This window comes from Streptomyces sp. NPDC059875 (assembly GCF_042731085.1).
GTDB lineage: Bacteria > Actinomycetota > Actinomycetes > Streptomycetales > Streptomycetaceae > Streptomyces.
In genome coordinates, this window is the sequence record NZ_JBHWJZ010000007.1 from 270,337 (window position 1) to 290,554 (window position 20,218).

The 20,218-nt window shown below is 72.2% G+C and carries 16 protein-coding genes and 4 pseudogenes; 15 read left to right on the top strand and 5 right to left on the bottom strand.

The features are described 5' to 3' along the window. The first annotated feature begins 8 nt into the window (after nucleotides 1-8). Nucleotides 9-3,440, top strand: a complete 3,432-nt coding sequence (locus ACFV9D_RS11795) for a BTAD domain-containing putative transcriptional regulator (protein WP_385144270.1) — start codon at nucleotides 9-11, stop codon at nucleotides 3,438-3,440. Between the two features lie 137 nt (nucleotides 3,441-3,577). Here the strand turns inward: ACFV9D_RS11795 and ACFV9D_RS11800 are convergent. Further along, nucleotides 3,578-3,739 (bottom strand): annotated as a pseudogene (locus ACFV9D_RS11800) (siderophore-interacting protein); the annotation flags it as partial. A 341-nt stretch (nucleotides 3,740-4,080) separates the two neighbouring features. Here ACFV9D_RS11800 and ACFV9D_RS11805 point away from each other — a divergent pair. Together ACFV9D_RS11805 and ACFV9D_RS11810 are read left to right on the top strand one after the other, a co-directional pair. Continuing rightward, nucleotides 4,081-4,281 (top strand): hypothetical protein, encoded by a 201-nt coding sequence (locus ACFV9D_RS11805; protein ID WP_147981931.1) that lies wholly within the window; start codon nucleotides 4,081-4,083, stop codon nucleotides 4,279-4,281. A gap of 156 nt (nucleotides 4,282-4,437) precedes the next feature. Then, nucleotides 4,438-5,616 carry an acyl-CoA dehydrogenase family protein gene (locus ACFV9D_RS11810; protein ID WP_385144272.1) on the top strand — a complete coding sequence of 393 codons (1,179 nt, stop codon included), beginning with the start codon at nucleotides 4,438-4,440 and terminating at the stop codon, nucleotides 5,614-5,616. Here the strand turns inward: ACFV9D_RS11810 and ACFV9D_RS11815 are convergent. Continuing rightward, a pseudogene (locus ACFV9D_RS11815) lies at nucleotides 5,606-5,815 on the bottom strand (GNAT family N-acetyltransferase); the annotation flags it as partial. The gene ACFV9D_RS11810 and the pseudogene ACFV9D_RS11815 overlap by 11 nt on opposite strands. Nucleotides 5,816-5,820: 5 nt before the next feature. Beyond that, nucleotides 5,821-6,498, bottom strand: a complete 678-nt coding sequence (locus ACFV9D_RS11820) for a dihydrofolate reductase family protein (protein ID WP_385144274.1) — start codon at nucleotides 6,496-6,498, stop codon at nucleotides 5,821-5,823. A gap of 116 nt (nucleotides 6,499-6,614) precedes the next feature. Between ACFV9D_RS11820 and ACFV9D_RS11825 the strand changes: the two genes are divergently transcribed. From ACFV9D_RS11825 to ACFV9D_RS11850, 6 genes and pseudogenes are all read left to right on the top strand, one after another. Further along, the gene (locus tag ACFV9D_RS11825) at nucleotides 6,615-7,745 is read left to right on the top strand and encodes a GNAT family N-acetyltransferase (protein ID WP_385144276.1); all 1,131 of its coding nucleotides are present in this window, start codon (nucleotides 6,615-6,617) and stop codon (nucleotides 7,743-7,745) included. A gap of 52 nt (nucleotides 7,746-7,797) precedes the next feature. After that, nucleotides 7,798-9,060 carry a hypothetical protein gene (locus ACFV9D_RS11830; protein WP_385144278.1) on the top strand — a complete coding sequence of 421 codons (1,263 nt, stop codon included), beginning with the start codon at nucleotides 7,798-7,800 and terminating at the stop codon, nucleotides 9,058-9,060. Nucleotides 9,061-9,118: 58 nt separating this feature from the next. Beyond that, the gene (locus tag ACFV9D_RS11835) at nucleotides 9,119-9,574 is read left to right on the top strand and encodes a hypothetical protein (RefSeq protein ID WP_385144280.1); all 456 of its coding nucleotides are present in this window, start codon (nucleotides 9,119-9,121) and stop codon (nucleotides 9,572-9,574) included. Between the two features lie 40 nt (nucleotides 9,575-9,614). Next, nucleotides 9,615-10,511, top strand: a complete 897-nt coding sequence (locus tag ACFV9D_RS11840; protein WP_385144281.1) for an oxygenase MpaB family protein — start codon at nucleotides 9,615-9,617, stop codon at nucleotides 10,509-10,511. Beyond that, entirely contained in the window at nucleotides 10,493-12,757 is a 2,265-nt protein-coding gene (locus ACFV9D_RS11845) for a tetratricopeptide repeat protein (protein WP_385144283.1), read from the top strand. Before ACFV9D_RS11840 ends, ACFV9D_RS11845 begins: the two co-directional genes overlap by 19 nt. Nucleotides 12,758-12,890: 133 nt before the next feature. Next, a pseudogene (locus ACFV9D_RS11850) lies at nucleotides 12,891-13,169 on the top strand (LysE family translocator); the annotation flags it as partial. 1 nt (nucleotide 13,170) lies between these two features. Here ACFV9D_RS11850 and ACFV9D_RS11855 read toward each other — a convergent pair. Continuing rightward, nucleotides 13,171-13,266 (bottom strand): annotated as a pseudogene (locus ACFV9D_RS11855) (IS5/IS1182 family transposase); the annotation flags it as partial. Between the two features lie 185 nt (nucleotides 13,267-13,451). On the opposite strand from ACFV9D_RS11855, the gene ACFV9D_RS11860 reads away from it, so the two are divergent. After that, nucleotides 13,452-13,880 carry a VOC family protein gene (locus tag ACFV9D_RS11860; RefSeq protein ID WP_385144285.1) on the top strand — a complete coding sequence of 143 codons (429 nt, stop codon included), beginning with the start codon at nucleotides 13,452-13,454 and terminating at the stop codon, nucleotides 13,878-13,880. A 16-nt stretch (nucleotides 13,881-13,896) separates the two neighbouring features. Here ACFV9D_RS11860 and ACFV9D_RS11865 read toward each other — a convergent pair whose 3' ends face one another. Then, complete coding sequence (locus ACFV9D_RS11865; protein ID WP_385144287.1) at nucleotides 13,897-14,223, bottom strand: helix-turn-helix domain-containing protein; 327 nt, start codon at nucleotides 14,221-14,223, stop codon at nucleotides 13,897-13,899. A gap of 124 nt (nucleotides 14,224-14,347) precedes the next feature. Here ACFV9D_RS11865 and ACFV9D_RS11870 point away from each other — a divergent pair, with 124 nt between their 5' ends. From ACFV9D_RS11870 to ACFV9D_RS11890, 5 genes are all read left to right on the top strand, one after another. Continuing rightward, the gene (locus tag ACFV9D_RS11870; protein ID WP_385144289.1) at nucleotides 14,348-15,886 is read left to right on the top strand and encodes a phytoene desaturase family protein; all 1,539 of its coding nucleotides are present in this window, start codon (nucleotides 14,348-14,350) and stop codon (nucleotides 15,884-15,886) included. Between the two features lie 168 nt (nucleotides 15,887-16,054). Then, nucleotides 16,055-17,089 carry an L-threonine 3-dehydrogenase gene (tdh, locus tag ACFV9D_RS11875; protein ID WP_385144291.1) on the top strand — a complete coding sequence of 345 codons (1,035 nt, stop codon included), beginning with the start codon at nucleotides 16,055-16,057 and terminating at the stop codon, nucleotides 17,087-17,089. Nucleotides 17,090-17,093: 4 nt separating this feature from the next. Continuing rightward, nucleotides 17,094-18,293, top strand: coding sequence for a glycine C-acetyltransferase (locus ACFV9D_RS11880; protein ID WP_385144293.1), 1,200 nt, complete (start codon nucleotides 17,094-17,096; stop codon nucleotides 18,291-18,293). Nucleotides 18,294-18,318: 25 nt separating this feature from the next. Next, nucleotides 18,319-19,227, top strand: a complete 909-nt coding sequence (locus ACFV9D_RS11885; RefSeq protein ID WP_385144295.1) for a LysR family transcriptional regulator — start codon at nucleotides 18,319-18,321, stop codon at nucleotides 19,225-19,227. A gap of 80 nt (nucleotides 19,228-19,307) precedes the next feature. Then, nucleotides 19,308-20,198, top strand: a complete 891-nt coding sequence (locus ACFV9D_RS11890; protein WP_385144297.1) for a proline iminopeptidase-family hydrolase — start codon at nucleotides 19,308-19,310, stop codon at nucleotides 20,196-20,198. The last annotated feature ends 20 nt before the right edge of the window (nucleotides 20,199-20,218 follow it).

Consider the following 20,218-nt stretch of genomic DNA (forward strand, 5'->3'; position numbering starts at 1 on the left):
ATGGGCCGGTGATCCCGCGCTACCGCGTCCTCGGCCCGAGCCGTGCCCTCCGGGCCGACGGCCGCGAGGCCGTGCCCAGCGGCGCCCGGCTCCGCGCCCTGCTGACCGCGCTGGCCATCGAGGGCGGGCGCGCCGTCGGGGTGAGCGAGCTGATCGACCGGATCTGGGCGGACGGCCCGCCCGAGGAACCCAGCGCGGCGCTGCAGGCGCTGATCGGGCGACTGCGTCGGGTTCTGGGCAGGGACGCCGTCGCCTCGACGGTCGGCGGGTACCGGCTCGCCGCCGGGCACGAGGACGTCGACCTCCATGTGTTCGAGCGGCTGGCCTCCGAAGGGTCCGGCGCGCTCGCGGCGGGGGACCCGGCACGAGCGGCCCGGCTCCTCGACGAGGCGCTCGGGCTCTGGCACGGGCCCGCGCTCGCCGACCTGCCGGGCCGGGACGCCGACCCTCTCGTCGTACGGCTGGACCGACGCCACGCGCAGGCGCGTCGGGACCGGCTCGCCGCCGACGTGGCCCTCGGTCGGGCGGCGAGTGCGCTGCACCCGCTGGCGGCCCTGGCCGCCGAGCAGCCGCTGGACGAGCCGCTCCAGGCACTCCGCATCCGTGCCCTGCGGGCGGCGGGCCGACCGGCCGAGGCGCTGCAGGTGTACGGCGAGGTCCGCACCGCCCTCACGGACCGTCTGGGCACGGATCCCGGACCGGAACTGAAGCAGCTCCACGCCGAGTTGCTGGCGGGCGATACCCGCCCGGAAGTCCCGCGGCCTCCCCGCGTCCCCGCCCGGCTCACTTCCTTCGTCGGAAGGGAGTCCGAACTGGACGCTCTCGTCGTCGAGTTGCGGGAGCGGCGGCTGGTCACCCTGCTCGGGACCGGCGGGGTCGGCAAGACCCGCCTCGCGCTGGAGGCCGCCGAACGCGGTGCGCCGCACTGGCACGAAGGCGTACGGGTCGCCGAACTCGCCGCCGTACGCGCGGAGTCCGACGTGCCCTCCGCCGTCCTCACCGCACTCGGCGCCCGGGAGACGCAGCTCTGGAGCGGGACCTCGGTCGTCGAGCCGAGCGCGCGCGACGCGCTCACCCGACTCGTGGAGCACTGCGCGGCGCGTCGCCTGCTGCTGGTCCTCGACAACTGCGAGCACGTGGTGGGCGCGGCGGCGGAGCTCGTGGAGCAGCTGCTGGTCCGCTGCCCGGGTGTCACCGTGCTCGCCACCAGCCGCGAGCCGCTCGGGGTCCCAGGAGAGTTCGTACGTCCGGTGGAACCGCTGCCGCCGGACGGCGCGCTGCGTCTGCTGGCCGAGCGCGGGGCGGCGGCGCGGACCGGGTTCGACCCGGCGGACGACCCGGAGGCGTGCGCGGAGATCTGCCGCCGCCTCGACGGCCTGCCGCTGGCGATCGAGCTGGCGGCGGCGCGCCTGCGGCTCCTCGCCCCGCGCCAGATCGCGGCCCGGCTCGACGACCGCTTCCCGTTGCTGACCTCCGGGGCCAGGACCGTGCTGCCGCGGCAGCAGACCCTGCGCGCGGTGGTGGACTGGTCCTGGGACCTCCTGGACGAGAGCGAACGGACCGTGCTGCGCCGCCTGTCGGTCTTCTCGGGCGGCTGCGACCTGGAGGCGGCTGAGGCGGTCTGCGCGACGGCGGGATCCGTCTCGACGGCGGGAGCGGGCGCGGCGACCGGACCGGGTGCGGCGGCCGGACCGGGCGGGACCGCGGGATCCGACGCCACGACCCTCCCGGGCCCGGCCGACGGACCGGGCGCGGCCGATGCGCGGCGGGTCGGGGTGGCGGCCGTGTCTCCCGCTCACGTTCTCGGTCTCCTCGGCGCGCTCGTCGACAAGTCGCTCGTCGTCGCCGTGCCCGCCGACGACGGGGACATGCGGTACCGGCTCCTCGAGACCGTCGCCGAGTACGCCGCCGCGCGTCTCGACGAAGCCGGGGACCGCATCGACGCCGAACGGCGCCACCTCGTCCACTACCGGGAACTCGCCCGCACCGGGGATCCCGCACTCCGCGGGCCCGGCCAGGACGCCTGGTTGCGCCGTCTCGAGAGCGAGCACGACAACGTGACGGCGGCCTTGCGCACCGCCGCCGACCGCGGCGAGGAGCAGGAGGCGCTCTGCCTCGTCCTGTCCATGAGTTGGTTCTGGCAGCTCCGCGCCCGGCAGTCCGACGCCCGCGTCTGGTCCCTTGCGGCGGCCGCCCTCGGCCCCGACCCGTTCGCGCCGCCCGTGCGGCGCGCCGTCCCGCTCGCCGAGCGGTGCACCGACACGCCGCCGCCGTGGAGCGAGGAACAGCTGTGGGAGGCCCGGCGCGGTTGCCGGTTGCTGGTCCTCGCTTCCGAGGGCGGCGAGGGCGCGACCGCTCTGGAGCGGCCCGAGACCCGCGCCCGGCTGGACGCGATCGTCACCGCCTACCGCCCCGGAATGCCGCAGAACTGCCGGCAGCCGGGCTCGATGTGGTACTTCGCCCGCTTGATGACCGGCGAGTTCCCCGGCCTCGGCGACACGCTGGAGGCCATCGTCGCCGCCTGCCGTGCGCAGGGCGCCCACTGGGAGCTCGCCTTCGCCCACCTCCTGCGGGCCAAGCTCCTCGGCGACCACCTCGACGACGCCGAGCGGGCGCTTGCGCACTTCGAGCGGACCCAGGACTCCTGGGCCATCGCCGAATCCCTCGCCGCGCGCGGCGAGGCGTACGAGCGGGCCGGACGCCTCGCCGATGCCGCCGCCGACTTCGAGCGCGCAGCGCAGGCCTCCGCCCGCCTCGGCGCCCGCTCTCAGGTCCCCGTCTTCACGGCCCGCCTCGCCGCCGTGCGGCTACGCCTTCCGGACGCCGACCCGGCGGAACGGGAGGAGGCCGAACGCCTGCTGGTCGACGCCGCCGAGGAGACCGGGGAGCCGACCGGTGAGCCCGTCAGCACGGCCCGGCTGCTGCTCGCCCAGCACTACGGACACACCGGGCGTACGGACCTCGCGCGGGAACAACTCCAGCGTATTGAGGGCGAGTTCGGAGGCGACACGCCCGACCTCTTCGCCGGTCTGACCGGCGGGCTGCGGGGCTGGCTCGACTGTCTCGACGGGGCGTACGACGAGGCCGCCCGGCACCTGGCCGGCGCCGTGCGGGACGTCGAGACCCTGGCGTACCTCGTGGCGCCGTACCTCGTCGTCGGCCAGTTCGTGACGGCGGCCTGGGCCAGGGGCGGCCTCGGCACGCCCCTCGCTGCCGAGGACGGAGCCCGGCTCCTGGGCGCGTACGACGCCCACCGCGGCCACGCGGAAGGAGCCGGCTTCCGCCCGTTCACGGGCCAGACCGAGGCGTCGGCGCGGACCCGTGCGGAAGAGGCCCTGCGCGCGACCCTGGACCCGTCGACGTACGCCCGCCGGTACGAGGAGGGCCGCACCCTCTCGGTGAAGGAGGCCGCGGCCCTCGTCCGGGGCGGTGTGGCCTGAGGCCAGACCTTGGGCGTTCGGGCCCCGTGCGGCCGGCGCCTCTCGGCGTCGGGGCGGTAGGCCCGCCGGCCCTCAGCATCCACGGTGGCCGCGGCCGGATGGTGGGCCCGGATGGTGTAGCTGCGCATCCACGGACGCTCGGCCTCCGGAACGGCGCCGTACGCCGTGTACCAGCGCATCACGTCACCGTCCGCATCCGGGGCGGGCAGCACGGGCTCTGCCTGGCCGGGCCGGGGGAAGTAGAGCTTCACCCTGCTGGTCGGGCCCGGTGAGCTCGAGGTCCGCGAGGGAGTCCCCACCGAAGGTGACCCTGACCATGCGCGGGGTGACCGTCCGGACCGCGACGACCCGGATACGGCGGAGAGGAATCAGCTGAGGCTGGGGCTTGGGCATCGGGGGCTCCCGTGTGTCGTGGCTCGGCCACCCACCCTCCCCGCCCCCGCCGACACGCGGCCGACACGGAACCGACTCAGCTGCCCGACACCACGGCCTGGCACCGCGGCCCGGCAGCGCGGCCCGGCACCTCGGACCAGCACCGCGCGCCCGGCACCTCGGACCAGCACCGCGCGCCCGGCCCGGATGCGGGACCGGGGACCGGACACGAGAATGGCCCGTATCGGAAGAACCAGTAGGAGGCGGCATGAACGCTGAGTCCGACAAGACATCTCCGGGGGAGAGCCCGACGCCCGACCGCCTCTTGCATGCCGGGTCGGAGGGCGAATACACGGCGGAGGACCTGGTCCTCGCCTCCGGGCGTGACGTGAATCCGAAGAGCCTCGCGTGGGCGGAGCGCCGTATGGCGGAGAAGGGACGTGCCTCCCTGGACGAGCTCCTGCCCTGAACCCTGGCCTCGAACGCCGCCCCGGGCCCCAGGGAGCGGGGCGGCGTTCGAGGACCCCGCAGACCGTCCGTCGCGGGGCTTCCGCATTTGTGGAACACGTTCTACCGTGGCCGCCGTCGCGCGCACGGTACCCAGGACGCTGCCACGGGAGGCCCCATGCACCTCGAGTACACGCCCGCCCAGCACCGCTTGCGCGCGGAGCTGCGTGCGTACTTCGCCGAACTCGTCCCGGACGACGTCCACGCCCGTTACGCCGACCCCACCGCCCAGAAGCGGTTCTACCGCGAGACCGTCCGCAGGCTCGGCACCGACGGCTGGCTCGGGGTGGGGTGGCCCACCGAGTACGGCGGGCGCGGGCTGAGCCCGATGGAGCAGTTCATCTTCTTCGACGAGGCCGCCCAGGCCGGTGTCCCGCTGCCGCTGATGGCCCTGAACACCGTCGGTCCCACGATCATGCAGTTCGGCACCGACGAGCAGAAGGCGTACTTCCTGCCGAAGATCCTCTCCGGCGAGATCGACTTCGCCATCGGCTACAGCGAGCCCGACGCCGGCACCGATCTCGCCGCTCTCAAGACCCGCGCGGTCAGGGACGGCGACGCGTACGTCGTGAACGGGCAGAAGATCTGGACGACCAACGGCGACACGGCCGACTGGGTCTGGCTCGCCGTCCGTACCGACCCGGACGCCCCCGCCCACAAGGGCATCACCATGCTGCTCGTCCCGACGAGCGACCCCGGCTACTCCTGCACGCTCATCAACACCCTCGCCTCGCACGACACCACCGCCAGCTACTACGAGAACGTCCGCGTCCCCGTCTCCCACCGCGTCGGCGAGGAGAACAAGGGCTGGCGGCTGATCACCAACCAGCTCAACCACGAGCGCGTGACGCTGGCCGCCCACGGCACCATGGCGATACGCGCCCTGCACGACGTCCAGCGCTGGGCCGCCGACACCAAGCTCGCCGACGGCCGCCGCGTGATCGACCTCGGCTGGGTGCGCCGCAGCCTCGCCCGTACGCACACCCGGCTCGACGCGATGAAACTCCTCAACTGGCAGATGGTGAACGCCGTCCAGCACGGCACCCTCACCCCGCAGGACGCCTCCGCCGTCAAGGTCTACGGCTCCGAGGCGCGCCGCGACGCCTACGCCTGGCTCATGGAGGTCGTCGGCGCGGCCGGGGCCCTGAAGGAGGGGTCCGCGGGGACGGTGCTCCACGGCGAACTCGAACGGGGCTACCGCTCCGCCGTCATCTTCACCTTCGGCGGCGGCAACAACGAGATCCAGCGCGAGATCATCTCCTGGATCGGTCTCGGCATGCCCCGAGTCAGGCGCTGAGGATCCGCTCCCACATCAGCCCGTCCCGCCAGCTCCCGTCGAGAAGGATCGAGGAGTGGGCGACGCCGTACGGGCTGAACCCGTTGCGGCGCAGCACCCGCTGCGACGGCAGATTCTCCAGGTTGGTGGACGCCTCGGCGCGGTGCAATCCGAGTTCGTCCGTCATCACCCGGAGCACAAGCCCGACGGCCTGCCCGGCGTTGGCTACTTCTTGACCCGGTACCGCAGGTGGGTGACGCCGGTGCCCGCGACCACCGCTGTGGGTCCCTCGAACTGCACCGGAGTGTCGGCGAGTTCGCCGAACAGCGTCTTCCCGCCGCCCAGGACCACCGGGACCAGCTCGACGCCGACCTCGTCGAGCAGTCCGGCCTCGAGGCACTGCCGGGCCATCTGTCCACCGTTGACCGCGACGTTCCTGTCTCCGGCCAGCTCCCTCGCCTTGGCCACCGCCGCCTCGATGCCATCGGTGACGAAGACGAAGTTCTCGTCGTCCTCAGGACGGTCGTCCGGGCGTCGGTGGGTGAGCACCACCGTGGTCACGTCCATCGGGTGGCGCCCGCCCCAGGCGTTCGTCATGTCGTACAGGTACCGGCCGACCACCAGCGCGCCGATGTTCTCCCACTCCGGCTTGATCAGCTCCGCGCTCGCAGCGGAGATGCGGATCGGCGGCACGTCGGGGCTGGCCGACGGGATCTCGACATCGCCGTTGCCGTACCACTGGAACAGCAGGTCGAAGCCGCTTTCCTCCGGTCCGGCGATGTAGCCGTCGAGGGACATCGTGGCGCCGGTGATGATCTTGCCCATCGGGTTGGTCTCCTTCGTCGTCTGCGGGGTGTCGTCCTCGACCTCAGAGCTGACGACAGTGAAGCACCCGGCGCGCACGCCGGCGGTGTGCCTCCGTGGGCGGGTCGGGCTCGGCGATGCGTGCGAGAGGAACACGGTCGCTTCGACGGGCGCGGCGCGCCAGACTGTGCCGGACCAACGCGAACGGAGATTCGATGTCCGACCCGACCGGCGAGATCGACCCGACCGACCAGACGGATCCGCTCGACTCGGCCGACCCGACAGACCTCGGTGCGCCGACGCATCCGGAGTACCCGGTCCGTACGAAGCGGCTGAGGCTGCGACCCGTGCGCAGGGACGACCTCGAAGCGATCCACGCCCACCGCTCGTTGCCCGAGGTCGCCCTGTACCTGCCGCACGAGCCGCACACCAGGGAGATGACCGGGCAGACCCTGGACCGCCTGATCTCCGGGGAGGCGCTCGCCACGCCCGGCGACTGGCTCGGGCTGGCCGTGGAGAACGAGGCGGGCCGGGTCGTCGGCGAGGTGTTGCTCCGGCGGGAACCCGACGAACCGGCCACCGGCCAGGTCGGGTTCGCCTTCCACCCGGACGTGCACGGCACCGGGATCGCCACCGAGGCGGTCACGGCGGGGCTCGGCATCGCCTTCGACCACTTCGGCTGGCACCGCGTGATCGGGATCTGCGACGTGCGCAACGTCGCGTCCGCCGCCCTCATGCGGCGCGTCGGCATGCGCCACGAGGCCGTGGTCCGCGACGGGGTCTTCCTCAAGGGTGCCTGGTGCAGCGACTCGGTGTTCGCGGTGCTGGCGGACGAGTGGCGTCGGACCCCGCCGCCCTCGGCCCAGGAGCGCGCCGTCGACACGGCGGTCGCCACGTTCCTCGCCGCGTTCACCCGCCGGGCCGGAGAGCCTGTCGACCTGGACGCCGCCCGCGCCGTTCTCGCGCCCGACGCCGTCATCGAGCGCGTACGGGAGGACGGAGGCGTCGACCGCGTGGGGGTCGATGAGTTCCTGAAGCCTCGTCATGCACTGTTGAACGGGCCGGAGTTGACGGAATTCCAGGAGTTCGAGGTCTCCTTCTCGACCATGGTCGTCGCCGGGCGGGCGCTGCGCACCTCGCTCTACCGCAAGCACGGCGTCCGCGACGGCGTGCCCTTCGCGGGGTGGGGGCGCCAGCACATCGAGCTCTCGGCCACCGAGTCCGCCTCCGACACCGCCTCCGACACCGCCTCCGACACCCCCTCCGACACCCCCTCCGGCCACTGGCTCATCCGGTCCCTCACCTGGAACGACGGGCCCGAGGAGACCGGCCACGAGGGCCTTTGACACACTGGCGCCGCCCGATCTAGAAGAGCGACAAGGAGAAGCGGCGTTGAGCGTGAGCGTTGAAGGACAGATAGACATCGCGGGACCGGTGGGCAAACTGCTCCACCGGCGCCCGCTCAAGAACAGCACGGTCATGCAGTCCTTCGCCATCGACCCGGTGTCCGGCGACATTTTCGTGCTCCAGATCATGCAGGGCGGGATCCAGCTCGCCGGCGAGTCCACGGCGCCCGACTGGGCTCAGCGGACCGCACAGGGCGACCTGTGCGTCACCCGGCTCACCGAGGCCGGTGCGATCACCGGGTACATGTACCTGCGCGGCTTCGGACACGGCGTCAACCTCGGCGTGGAGAACCGCGCCGGGGTCGTCCGGCTCTGGACCGAGACGGCGTCGCTCCCGAACAGCAAGAACGAGGGCTACGGCTCGGCGGTGACGAACTTCGAGTTCCGTTCCGGCACCGTCCTGGACCACGGCTCCTCGCTGCACGCGCCGCAGTACAGCCCCGACCCGGCGGCCCGCTTCATCACCCCGACCATCGACCACAGCGCGGGCGAGGTCGTCCTGCGCTTCTCCCTGGGCGGAGCGATGCACTGGGAGCGGTACGAGCTGGCCAAGGCCGCCGCCGGCGTGTGGGAGCCCCTCCAGCGGCTCACCCCGGCGCTCCCCGCGGGCGTCTTCCAGGGGTACGCCTCCCACAGCGGCGTGCTGTACACGTACCAGGGCGAGTACCTCTCGGCGACCAACCCGCTGCCCGGCAACACGTACATCACCGCGATCGAGTGGGCCACCGGAACCGTCCTGGACCGGCAGCACATCACGGCCGGTCCCGGCCTCGAGTACCGCGAGCCCGAGGGCATGACCGTCTCCGTCCGTTCCGGTGTGCCGCACCTGCACTTCGGCTTCGCGTGCGAGGATCCCGGCCCGCGCACGTGCACCATCATGGCGCTGTCGGCGGCCCCCGAAGTCGACGGCGTGAAGGTCCTCACCGACTGGCGGACCCTCACCCTCGCCGCTGGAGTCACCGCCGACGCCAACGCCCCCAAGGGCCGGCTCATCAGCATCGGCGGCACGACCACGCTCCAGCTCAGCGGAGGCGTCAAGGGCACCTTCGACGCCGACGCACTCATCGCCACGCTGCCCGACGCCCTGACCCCGAGCATGGTCGCCCGGGCCAACGTGCCCCGGAACAACAGCGGCGGCTACTGCGTCGCCCGCGTCGAGGCGGACACGGACCGGGAACTGCGGCTCTACGGCGGACGCTCGACCAACGCCATCACCTGGGCCCAGCTGGACAGCTTCAGCGCCGTCTGGCGCTGACCCGGACCGCCCCTACTTCCCTTCCTCTCCTCATATCTGGCCAAGGAGCCGATCCACCATGTCCAAGTTCCACAACCGCCGCAGCATCCTCGGCGCCGCCCTCGCCCTCCCCGCCGCCGCGGCCGCCGGCAACCTGATCGCCGCCACCCCGGCCGCCGCGGCCGACGGCGTCGTCGCCGAGGCCTGGACGGACCTCGTCCTGGAGCCCGGTGTCACCGCCCAGGCCGGGGCGACCCCGCAGGTCCGCCTCATCACCATCGCCGGCACCACCTTCCTCCAGGCCCGCGGCGCGATCACCTGCAACCTCGCCGCCGACGCCAAGATCGCCACGCTTCCGGGCGGCCTGAGGCCCACCTGGTACGTGCGTGCCACCACGCCGCGCAACAACAGCCAGGGCATCAACTCCTGCCGCTTCGAGGTCAACACCGCCGGATCCGTGAGCATCTACGGGGGCAACACGGGCAACCCGATCACCTGGGTCCAGTTCGACTCCGTCCAGACGATCTGGCGCTAGCACCGCCCTCCCGGGGCGGCGTCCGCGTAGCCTGAACGGCATGAGGCAGGACGCCGACCCCGGGCTCTTCGGCCCCGACTCCGTCACATGGCAGCTGCACGGCGACCCGGTGATGTGGATCGCCGGGGTCCGCGCGCTCTATCTGCAGGCGCTGCACCCCGTCGCCGTGCGCGGCGTGATGATCAACAGCGACTTCAGGAAGGACGCCTGGGGCCGGCTCCTGCGGACGGCGAACTTCGTGGGCACGATCAGCTACGGCACCACCGAGGCCGCCGAGGCGGCCGGCGCCCGCGTGCGGAAGATCCACCGGCTGCTCGGGGTCGACGACCCCGAGCTCCTGCTCTGGGTGCACTGCGCGGAAGTCGACTCGTACCTCTCCGTGGTCCGCCGGTCCGGCATCCCCCTCAGCGACGCCCAGGCGGATCGCTACATCGACGAACACCGCGTCTCCGCCCGGCTCGTCGGGCTCGACCCGCGCGAGGTGCCCGCCACCGTCGACGAGCTCGCCGCGTACTTCGCCGCCATACGCCCGCGGCTCGCCGCGGGCGAGGACGCGCACACCGTCGACGCCTTCCTGCGCCGTCCCCCGGTCAAACCCGCCCTGCGACCGGCGCGCGAGATCGTCTGGCGGCGCGTGGCCGCACTCGCGTACGACTTGTTGCCCCCCTACGCCCACGCGCTCTACGGCCGCCCCGCACCGCCGGCGGACACCGTCACGTATCAGCTCACCGTGGCGGGCAATCTGCTGCGCTGCGTCCCCGCGCGGCTGCGCTGGCGGCTGCCGCCAGGTCACATCTTGAACGCGATGGCCCGTCTCGGCCCCGACGCGCGCCCCGCCCCGTACAAACTCCGCAGCCAGGCGGCCATACTGGACGAGCCGGGGAGGGCGCAGCGAATCGACGGGGGCGACAGCACGCGATGGCGGAAACCAGGCTGATCCAGGGCCGGTACCGGCTGCACGACGTGATCGGACGCGGCGGCATGGGCGAGGTGTGGCGCGCCACCGACGAGTCCCTCGGCCGTCGCGTCGCGGTCAAATGCCTCAAGCCGCTGGGACCGCAGCAGGACGCGAACTTCGTGACGGTGCTGCGGGAACGGTTCCGGCGCGAGGCGCGCGTCGCCGCCTCGCTCCAGCACCGCGGCGTCACCGTCGTCCACGACTTCGGCGAGTCCGACGGGGTTCTGTTCCTCGTCATGGAGCTCCTGGAGGGCCACAACCTCAGTCAGCTCCTGGAGGAGAACAAGCAGCACCCGCTGCCGGTGCACGACGTCGTCGACATCGCCGAGCAGGTCGCCGACGCCCTCGCCTACACGCACCGCCAGGGGATCGTGCACCGCGACCTCAAGCCGGCCAACATCATGCGGCTCGGCGACGGCGCCGTGAAGATCTGCGACTTCGGGATAGCGCGCCTCGGCGCCGACATCGGCTTCACCTCCAAGCTCACCGGCACCGGCATCGCCATGGGCACCCCGCACTACATGTCCCCCGAGCAGATCAGCGGCGGCGAGATCGACCACCGCAGCGACCTGTACTCGCTGGGCTGCGTGCTGTACGAGATCGCCACCGGAGCCCCGCCCTTCGACCTCGACGACTCGTGGGCCGTCCTCGTCGGCCATCGCGACACCCCGCCCGAGCCGCTGCGGACGCACCGCGCCGAACTCCCCGCCTACCTGGAGCGAATCGTCCTCGATCTGCTCGCGAAGACCCCGGACGAACGGCCCACCGACGCGACCGACCTGCGCCGTCGGATCGTCTCGGCCCGTACGTCCCCGGAGCGGGTCTCCGCGGCGGTACGGGTGCCGGACACGACCCTGCCCCGGCTCCCCTCCTGGGCCAGGCGGATGACCCACGGCCACCGGGCCACCGCGGGATCCCTCGCGCTGCGGACCGCGGCGCACGACCCGGCCGCCGGGCTGACGGGGGAGTGGACGACCCCGGCCCGAGTCGTTCCCCCGTGGTCCGCCGACCGTGTGGAGCGCGCGTCGCATGAGCGCCCGGAGGGCGTGACGGGCGTGGAGCGGGCCACGCCGCCGCCCGAACTCCTCGCCGTGCTCGCCAGTCGGCACAAGGCCGGCCTCAGCCTGGGGCGCCTCGGCCGCTGGGACGAGGCGGAGGACGTGCACCGCTCCGTCGCCCAGGATCGTGAGCGGGTCCTCGGACCCGACCACCCCGAGACCCTTGCCAGCCGGTACGAACTCGGCTTCACGCTCAGCAGACTGGGCCGCCCGGCGGACGCCCTGCGCGCGTTCGCCCGGGTCGCCGAGGCCCGCGAGCGCGTGCTCGGACCCGACCACGCCGACACCCTGGCCGCGCGCCAGGAGACGGCGTACGTACTCGGCCGCCTCGGACGGCACTTCGAGGCGCACCAGGTGTACGCGGCGGTGCTCGCCTCCCGCGAGCGCACGATGGGCCGCGACCACCCCGACACCCTGCGCTGCCGCCACAACCTGGCGTTCAACCTGGGCCGGCTCGGACGCCTGGAGGAGTCGTACCGGATGGCCAGGGAGGTGGCCGAGACGCGCACCCGGCTGCTCGGCGACGAGCACCCCGACACGCTGGTGACGCGCTACGAAGTGGCGTACACGCTTGGTCAGTTGGGGCGCTGGGCGGAGGCGCTCGCGACGTACCGGGACGTCGCCTCCGCGCGCGGAGCCGTCTTCGGGCCCGACCATCCCGACACCCTCGCGGCCCGCTACGAGGTCGGCATCTGTCTGGGTCGGCTCGGCCGGAGCGCCGAGGCCCTGGAGCTCTACCGCGACCTGGTCGACGCCCGCGCACGCGTGCACGGCCCGGACGACCCCGAGACCCTGCGCGCCCGCCACGGCCTCGGCGTCAACCTCGGCCGGCTCTCCCGCTGGGAGGAGGCCGTCGAGGAGGCCAGGGAGGTGTGCGAGATCCGCGAGCGGGTCCTCGGCGCCGACCACCCCGACACCCTCGTCAGCCGCCGCGAGATCGCCGTCGGCCTCGGCTGGCTGGCCCGCTGGTCGGACGCGCTCGCGGCCTACCAGGAGGTCGCCGACGCCCGCGAGCGGCTCCTCGGCGCCGACCACCCCGACACCCTGGCCAGCCGCCACGACGAGGCCCACTGCCTGGAACAGCTCGGCCGTCACGCCGAGGCCGTCGAGCTCTACCGCCGCGTGGCCGCCCTCCGCCGCAACGAAGCGGATCGAACGGCCCCCTAGGGCGTGTCCGGTGAGTCATGGCTGGACCGCTGCGTCTGGCGGGGAGCACGTCGCAGGCCGGCTTCTTCTCGGATCGGCAGGGGGCCCATGCAAGGAAGGGGCTGCAGACGTGATGAGTCGCCGTATTGGATGGGTCGGTGTGGCCAACCCCAAGACCATCGGGTTCTTCGCTGCTGTACTGCCTCAGTTCGTCGACCGTGGCCAGGGGCACGTCATGCTTCAAATGCTCTTGCTCGGCCTGGTCTTCAATGCCATCGCGGTCGCTTCTGACAGCGTATGGGGGTTGGTCGCGGCCACCGCGCGGGGCTGGTTTGCCGGCTCACCGCGGCGGCTCGCCTTGGTCGGTGGGGCTGGTGGGCTCACGATGATCGGCCTCGGCGTGACCGTTGCTGCGACAGGCCGCAAGGATTAGGGCCGGGCCGTGTCGGCAGATCCCGCCACGGTATGCCGGTCCGCTGCCGGAAGAGAATGCCGTAGCTCACCGTGCGGTGGCTCTTCCAACGACCGCGGGTAGTTGGGCAGGGCTGAATCCTGGTGGCCCCGGTGGGCGTCGCCGCCAGGGTCGCGTCGTCCTCGTGGGCTGTCGGGTTTGATCGCTTGATGTCGGAGATGGCCCAGCGCCTGATGGGGTTGCGGGCAGACCCTCGGAGGAAGTGAACGGCAGAACGCCAAGTCCCCTTGGTACGGTGCACCGATGTCAGCGATCAAGAAGTTCCAGGTCACCTTTGACTGCGCAGAACCTGAGCGTCTCGCTCGTTTCTGGTGCGAGGTATTGGGGTACGTCGTACCGCCGCCACCAGAGGGGTATGCCACTTGGGATGATTACAGGCGAACGCAGCCGCCTGAGCAGCGGGATTCTTGGTTCGCCTGCAGTGATCCCTCAGGTGAGGGTCCGCGGCTGTACTTCCAGCGCGTCCCCGAGGGGAAGGCCGCCAAGAACCGGGTGCATCTTGATGTGCGGGTCGGCACCGGGCTGGTGGGAAAAGAGCGCCTCGCCGCCCTTGAGGCCGAATGCGCACGACTGGTCCCGCTCGGCGCGGTACACGTGCGAACGCTGTATGACGGCAATGATTCGTGCATCCCGATGCTGGACATCGAGGGCAACGAGTTCTGTATCGACTGAGCGTATGGGGCGGGAGTCATCCCGTGAGGGCGAGGTCGTGCAGCCGGGCGACGCCGAGCACGGCGGTGTGGACGCCGTCGCAGCGCAGACGGCAGTCGCGGAGGATCTTCCAGGTCTTCATGCGGGCGAAGGCGTGCTCGACACGGGTGCGGACCTGTTTGTGGCTCTTGTTGTGGGCCTGCCGCCAGTCCGGCAGTTCCTCGCCCGCGCGGCGGCGGTGCGGCATGACGAGCGCCAGTTTGTAGACCTTCCGCACGCACCCGTACGTGCGCGACTGCTCTGCCGCCTGCCCGTCCGACGGTTGGAAGCGGTACTTGAACGCCCGCTTCACATGAGTGACCATGGCTCACCAAATATCAGGTCAGCTTGTGAGCCATGCGGTTGGCCGGTGACACACGACGATCCACCCTGACGGCGGATCACCAGTCCCTGCCCTGCTCCGCAGCAGTAGCCACGGAGGAATCCCCATGACCGCACAGCGCTCGTACGACGCCGTCATCGTCGGCGGTGGCCACAACGGACTGGTCGCCGCCGCCTACCTGGCCCGCGCCGGACGTACCGTCCTCGTCCTGGAACGGCTCGGCTCCACCGGGGGCGCCGCCGTCTCCACCCGGCCCTTCGACGGGGTCGACGCCCGGCTCTCCCGGTACTCCTATCTGGTCTCGCTGCTGCCGCCGAAGATCGTGCGCGAACTGGGACTGCGGTTCGCCGTGCGGAAACGGTCCATCTCCTCGTACACCCCGAAGGGCGACAGCGGCCTGCTCGTCGGCGGCGGCCCCGAGCGCACCCGCGCCTCCTTCGCGGCGCTCACCGGCTCCGACCGGGAGTACGAGGCGTGGCAGGCGTTCTACGGCCGTACGGGACAGGTGGCCGAGCGCGTCTTCCCCACCCTCACGGAGCCGCTGCCCACCCGCCAGGAACTCCGGGCCCGCGTGGCCGACGAGACCGCCTGGCGGATGCTCTTCGAGCAGCCCATCGGTAGCGCCGTCGAGGAGACCTTCGCCGACGACCTCGTCCGCGGCGTGGTCCTCACCGACGCGCTCATCGGTACCTTCGCCGACGCCCACGACCCCTCGCTGCTCCAGAACCGCTGCTTCCTCTACCACGTCATCGGCGGCGGCACGGGCGACTGGGACGTTCCCGTCGGCGGCATGGGCGCCCTCACCGACGCCCTCGCGGACGCCGCCCGTACCGCGGGCGCGGAGATCCGCACCGCACACGAGGCCACCCGGATCGAGACCGACGGCACCCGCGCCGAGGTCACCTACCGCACGGCGGAGGGCGAGGGCGTGATCGCGGCAGAGCACGTACTTGTGAACGCCTCCCCGCAGGCCCTCGCCGTGCTGCTCGGCGACACACCCCCACCGCCCGCCGAAGGCGCCCAGCTCAAGGTCAACATGCTGCTCACCCGGCTGCCCCGGCTGCGCGACCGCTCCGTCGACCCGCGCGAGGCCTTCGCCGGCACCTTCCACATCGCCGAGGGGTACGGACAGCTGGCCACCGCGTACGCCGAAGCCGCCGCCGGCCGGCTGCCGAGCGCGCCGCCCTCCGAGATCTACTGCCACTCGCTGACCGACCCGAGCATCCTCGGCCCCGAGCTCGCCGCGCGCGGCTATCAGACCCTCACACTCTTCGGACTGCACACCCCCGCCCGGCTGTTCGCCGCCGACAACGACACCGCGCGCGCCGCGCTCCTCAAGGCGACCCTCGCCGAACTCGACGCGGTCCTCGACGAGCCGCTCGCCGACTGCCTCGCCCTCGACGTCGAGGGCCGGCCCTGCATCGAGGCGAAGACCCCGCTCGACCTCGAACGCGATCTGCGGCTGCCCGGCGGTCACATCTTCCACCGCGACCTCTCTTTCCCCTACGGGGAAGAAGGCACCGGCCGCTGGGGCGTCGAGACCGCGCACGCCAACGTCCTGCTCTGCGGCGCCGGCGCCGTCAGGGGCGGCGGAGTGAGCGGCATCCCCGGCCACAACGCGGCGATGGCAGCGCTCGGACGTTGACGCTCCGACCGCCGCCGGCGGCGGCGTGAAGCTCACCTGTGGCCGCGCTTAAGAAAACCTCGATGGACCCCGATGCAGGACATACGGAAGATTCTCTTCAGGGATCTTGGGCGCGAAGCCGCGCCCGGACCCGTACGTCACAGGACAAGCACGTCGGGAGCCAAGGCATTGAAGGCGCTGGTCAAGCACAAGGCGGAACCGGGACTCTGGCTCATGGACGTGCCGGAGCCGGAGATCGGCGCCGGAGACGTACTGATCAAGGTCAAGCGGACCGGTATCTGCGGTACGGACCTCCACATCCGCTCCTGGGACGGCTGGGCGCAGAAGACCATCGCCACGCCGCTGACCCTCGGCCACGAGTTCGTCGGTGAGGTCGTCGAGACCGGCCGTGACGTCGCGGACATCGCCGTCGGCGACCTGGTCAGCGGCGAGGGCCACCTGGTCTGCGGCAAGTGCCGCAACTGCCTGGCCGGCCGCCGCCACCTCTGCCGCGCCACCGTCGGCCTCGGCGTCGGCCGCGACGGCGCGTTCGCCGAGTACGTCGCCCTGCCGGCGTCCAATGTCTGGGTCCACCGCGTCCCCGTCGACCTCGACGTCGCCGCGATCTTCGACCCCTTCGGCAACGCCGTGCACACCGCGCTGTCCTTCCCGCTGGTCGGCGAGGACGTCCTCGTCACGGGCGCGGGCCCGATCGGCATCATGGCCGCGGCGGTCGCCAAGCACGCGGGTGCCCGCAACGTCGTCATCACCGACGTCAGCGAGGAGCGCCTCGACCTGGCCCGCAAGGCGGGCGTCTCGCTCGCCCTGAACGTCGCCGAGCGGACGATCGCCGACGGCCAGCGGACCCTGGGCCTCAAGGAGGGCTTCGACGTCGGCCTGGAGATGTCCGGCAACCCGCACGCGATGCGCGACATGGTCGCGAACATGACCAACGGCGGCAAGATCGCGATGCTGGGCCTGCCCAGCGAGGACTTCTCCGTCGACTGGGCGAAGATCGTCACCTCCATGATCACCATCAAGGGCATCTACGGCCGCGAGATGTACGAGACCTGGTACGCCATGTCCGTCCTCCTGGAGGGCGGTCTCGACCTCGCCCCCGTGATCACCGGCCGCTACGCGTACACCGACTTCGAGGCCGCCTTCGACGACGCCGCGTCCGGCAAGGGCGGCAAGATCATCCTCGACTGGACCACTGGAGCCTGAACTCATGTTTGATTCCGTACGCGACGACCTCCGTGCCACCCTCGACGAGATCCGCGCCGCCGGACTTCACAAGCCCGAGCGCGTCATCGGCACGCCCCAGTCCGCCACCGTCGCCGTCACCGCCGGGGGGCAGCCCGGTGAGGTGCTCAACTTCTGCGCCAACAACTACCTCGGTCTGGCCGACCACCCCGAGGTGATCGCCGCCGCCCACGAGGCGCTCGACCGCTGGGGCTACGGCATGGCCTCCGTGCGCTTCATCTGCGGTACGCAGGAGGTGCACAAGGAGCTGGAGGCGCGGCTGTCCTCCTTCCTCGGCCAGGAGGACACGATCCTCTACTCCTCCTGCTTCGACGCCAACGGCGGCGTCTTCGAGACGCTGCTCGGCCCCGAGGACGCCGTCATCTCCGACGCCCTCAACCACGCCTCCATCATCGACGGCATCCGGCTCTCCAAGGCCCGCCGGTTCCGGTACGCCAACCGCGACATGGCGGACCTGGAGCAGCAGCTCAAGGAGGCCACGGAAGGCGGCGCCCGCCGCAAGCTGATCGTCACCGACGGCGTGTTCTCCATGGACGGCTACGTCGCCCCGCTCGACGAGATCTGCGACCTGGCCGAGCGCCACGACGCCATGGTCATGGTCGACGACTCGCACGCCGTCGGCTTCGTCGGCCCCGGCGGCCGCGGCACCCCCGAGCTGCACGGCGTGATGGACCGCGTCGACATCATCACCGGCACCCTCGGCAAGGCCCTCGGCGGCGCGTCCGGCGGTTACGTCGCCGCCCGCGCCGAGATCGTCGCCCTGCTGCGCCAGCGCTCCCGCCCGTACCTCTTCTCCAACACCCTCGCCCCGGTCATCGCCGCCGCCTCCCTGAAGGTCCTCGACCTGCTGGAGTCGGCCGGCGACCTGCGCGAGCGGCTGCGCGCCAACACCGAGCTGTTCCGGACCCGGATGACGGCGGAGGGCTTCGACATCCTCCCCGGCGACCACGCCATCGCGCCCGTCATGATCGGCGACGCGTCGGAGGCGGGGCGGATGGCGGAGCTGCTCCTGGAGCGCGGGGTGTACGTGATCGGCTTCTCGTACCCCGTCGTCCCGCAGGGTCAGGCCCGCATCCGCGTCCAGCTCTCGGCGGCGCACTCCACGGAGGACGTGAACCGCGCGGTCGACGCGTTCGTCGACGCCCGCGCCGCCCTGCGGAGCTAGTCCCGCAGCCTGCGACACTAGGGGCATGATCGAAGCGCGGCGGCTGCACATCCTCCGTGCGGTGGCCGACCACCGCACGGTCACGGCGGCTGCCGCCGCGCTCTATCTCACCCCCTCCGCGGTCTCCCAGCAGCTCGCCGCCCTGGAGCAGGAGACCGGCCACCGGCTCGTCGAGCGCAATGCCCGCGGGGCGCGGCTCACCCCGGCCGGCGAGATCCTGCTCAGCCATGCCAACGCCGTCCTGGCCCAGCTGGAGCGCGCCGAGTCGGAACTCGCCGCGTACGGCTCCGGCGAGGCCGGCACGGTCACGGTGGCGGCCTTCGCCACCGGCATCGGCCTGGTCGTCGCCCCGGCGATCACCGGCCTCGCCCGCACCGCGCCCGGCATCCGGGTGCGCGTACGGGACGCGGAGGGCGACGAGAGCCTGCTGATGGTCCTGGACCGGCAGGTCGACGTGGCCGTGGCGGTGGAGTACCGCGGCGCGCCCGGCGAGGACGACGCCCGGCTCACCCGCGTACCGCTCTACGCGGAACCCTTCGACGCCGTCCTGCCCCCGGGACACCTGTTGGCGGACGGCGACCGGGTCGCCCTCGCCGACCTGGCCAAGGACGCCTGGATCGGGCAGTCCGCGGGGAACCCCTGCCACGACGTGACGGTCCTGGCCTGCGAGTACGCGGGGTTCGCACCCCGTCTCGAGCACTCGTCCGACGACTTCCGTGCCGTGGTCGCCCTCGCCTCCGCGGGGGCCGGCGTGGCGCTCGTCCCGCGCTCGGCGCTGCGCGGCATGGCACTCGACGCGGTGGTGGTCCGGCCGGTCGACGGAGTCGCCCCCACCCGCCGCGTCTTCGCGGCGGTGCGCCGGGGCGCCGAGGAGCACCCCCTGATCAGCCCGGTCCTCGCGGCCCTGCGCGCCGCGGCGGAGCCCGGGATCTGAGCGCCGCCGACCGCCCTGGCGGAGGACAGGGCGACCCGGCCATGATGGAAGGGGACGCTGCTCTCGTCGGGAGGCGCGCCATGGCCGTCACCGAAGGCACGGTGCCGTTCCGCGGATTCCACACCTGGTACCAGGCCGTGGGCGGGCTGCCGAGCCGGGGCGGGAAGCTGCCGCTGCTCGTGGTGAACGGGGGCCCCGGCTGCCCGCACGACTACCTGCAGGACCTCGCGCCCCTGGCCGAGGACGGCGGACGGACCGTCGTCTTCTACGACCAGTTCGGCTGCGGCAGGTCCGCGCACGCGGACGACCCCGCACTGTGGGTGATGGACACCTTCGTGGACGAGCTCGGCGCCCTTCGACAGGCACTGGGACTCGACCGCGTCCATCTCTTCGGGCACTCCTGGGGCACCCAGGTGGCCCTCGAGTACATGCTCCGCAAGCCCTCCGGGATCGCCGGTCTCGTCCTGGCGGGTCCCATCGCGAGCACCCCCGCCTACCAGGCCGAGACACGCCGCCTCAAGGAGTCCCTGCCCGCCGACGTACAGGACGTCCTCGACCGCCACGAGGCCGCGGGCACCACCGACGACGAGGCGTACACGGCGGCCACGATGGCCTTCTACCAGCGATTCCTCTGCCGGCTCGACGCCTGGCCCGACCACCTCCTGCGCTCCTTCACCAGCATTCGTGAGGACATCTACGGAACCTTGTGGGGCAGCACCGAGTGGAACATCACCGGCAACCTGAAGGACTGGGACGTCACCGACCGCCTGGGCGAGCTCGACCTGCCGGTGCTCGTGACCTCCGGCCGCCACGACGTGGTGACACCCGACGTGGTCCGCCCTGTGGTCGAGGGCATTCCGGGCGCCGAATGGGTCCTCTTCGAGAAGAGCGCCCATGTGCCCTCGGTCGAGGAGCCGGAGCACTACCGTCAGGTGCTGGAAGGCTTCCTGTCGGAGGTGGAGGCGGGCTGAGAGCGCGGCGCGGGGGGCTG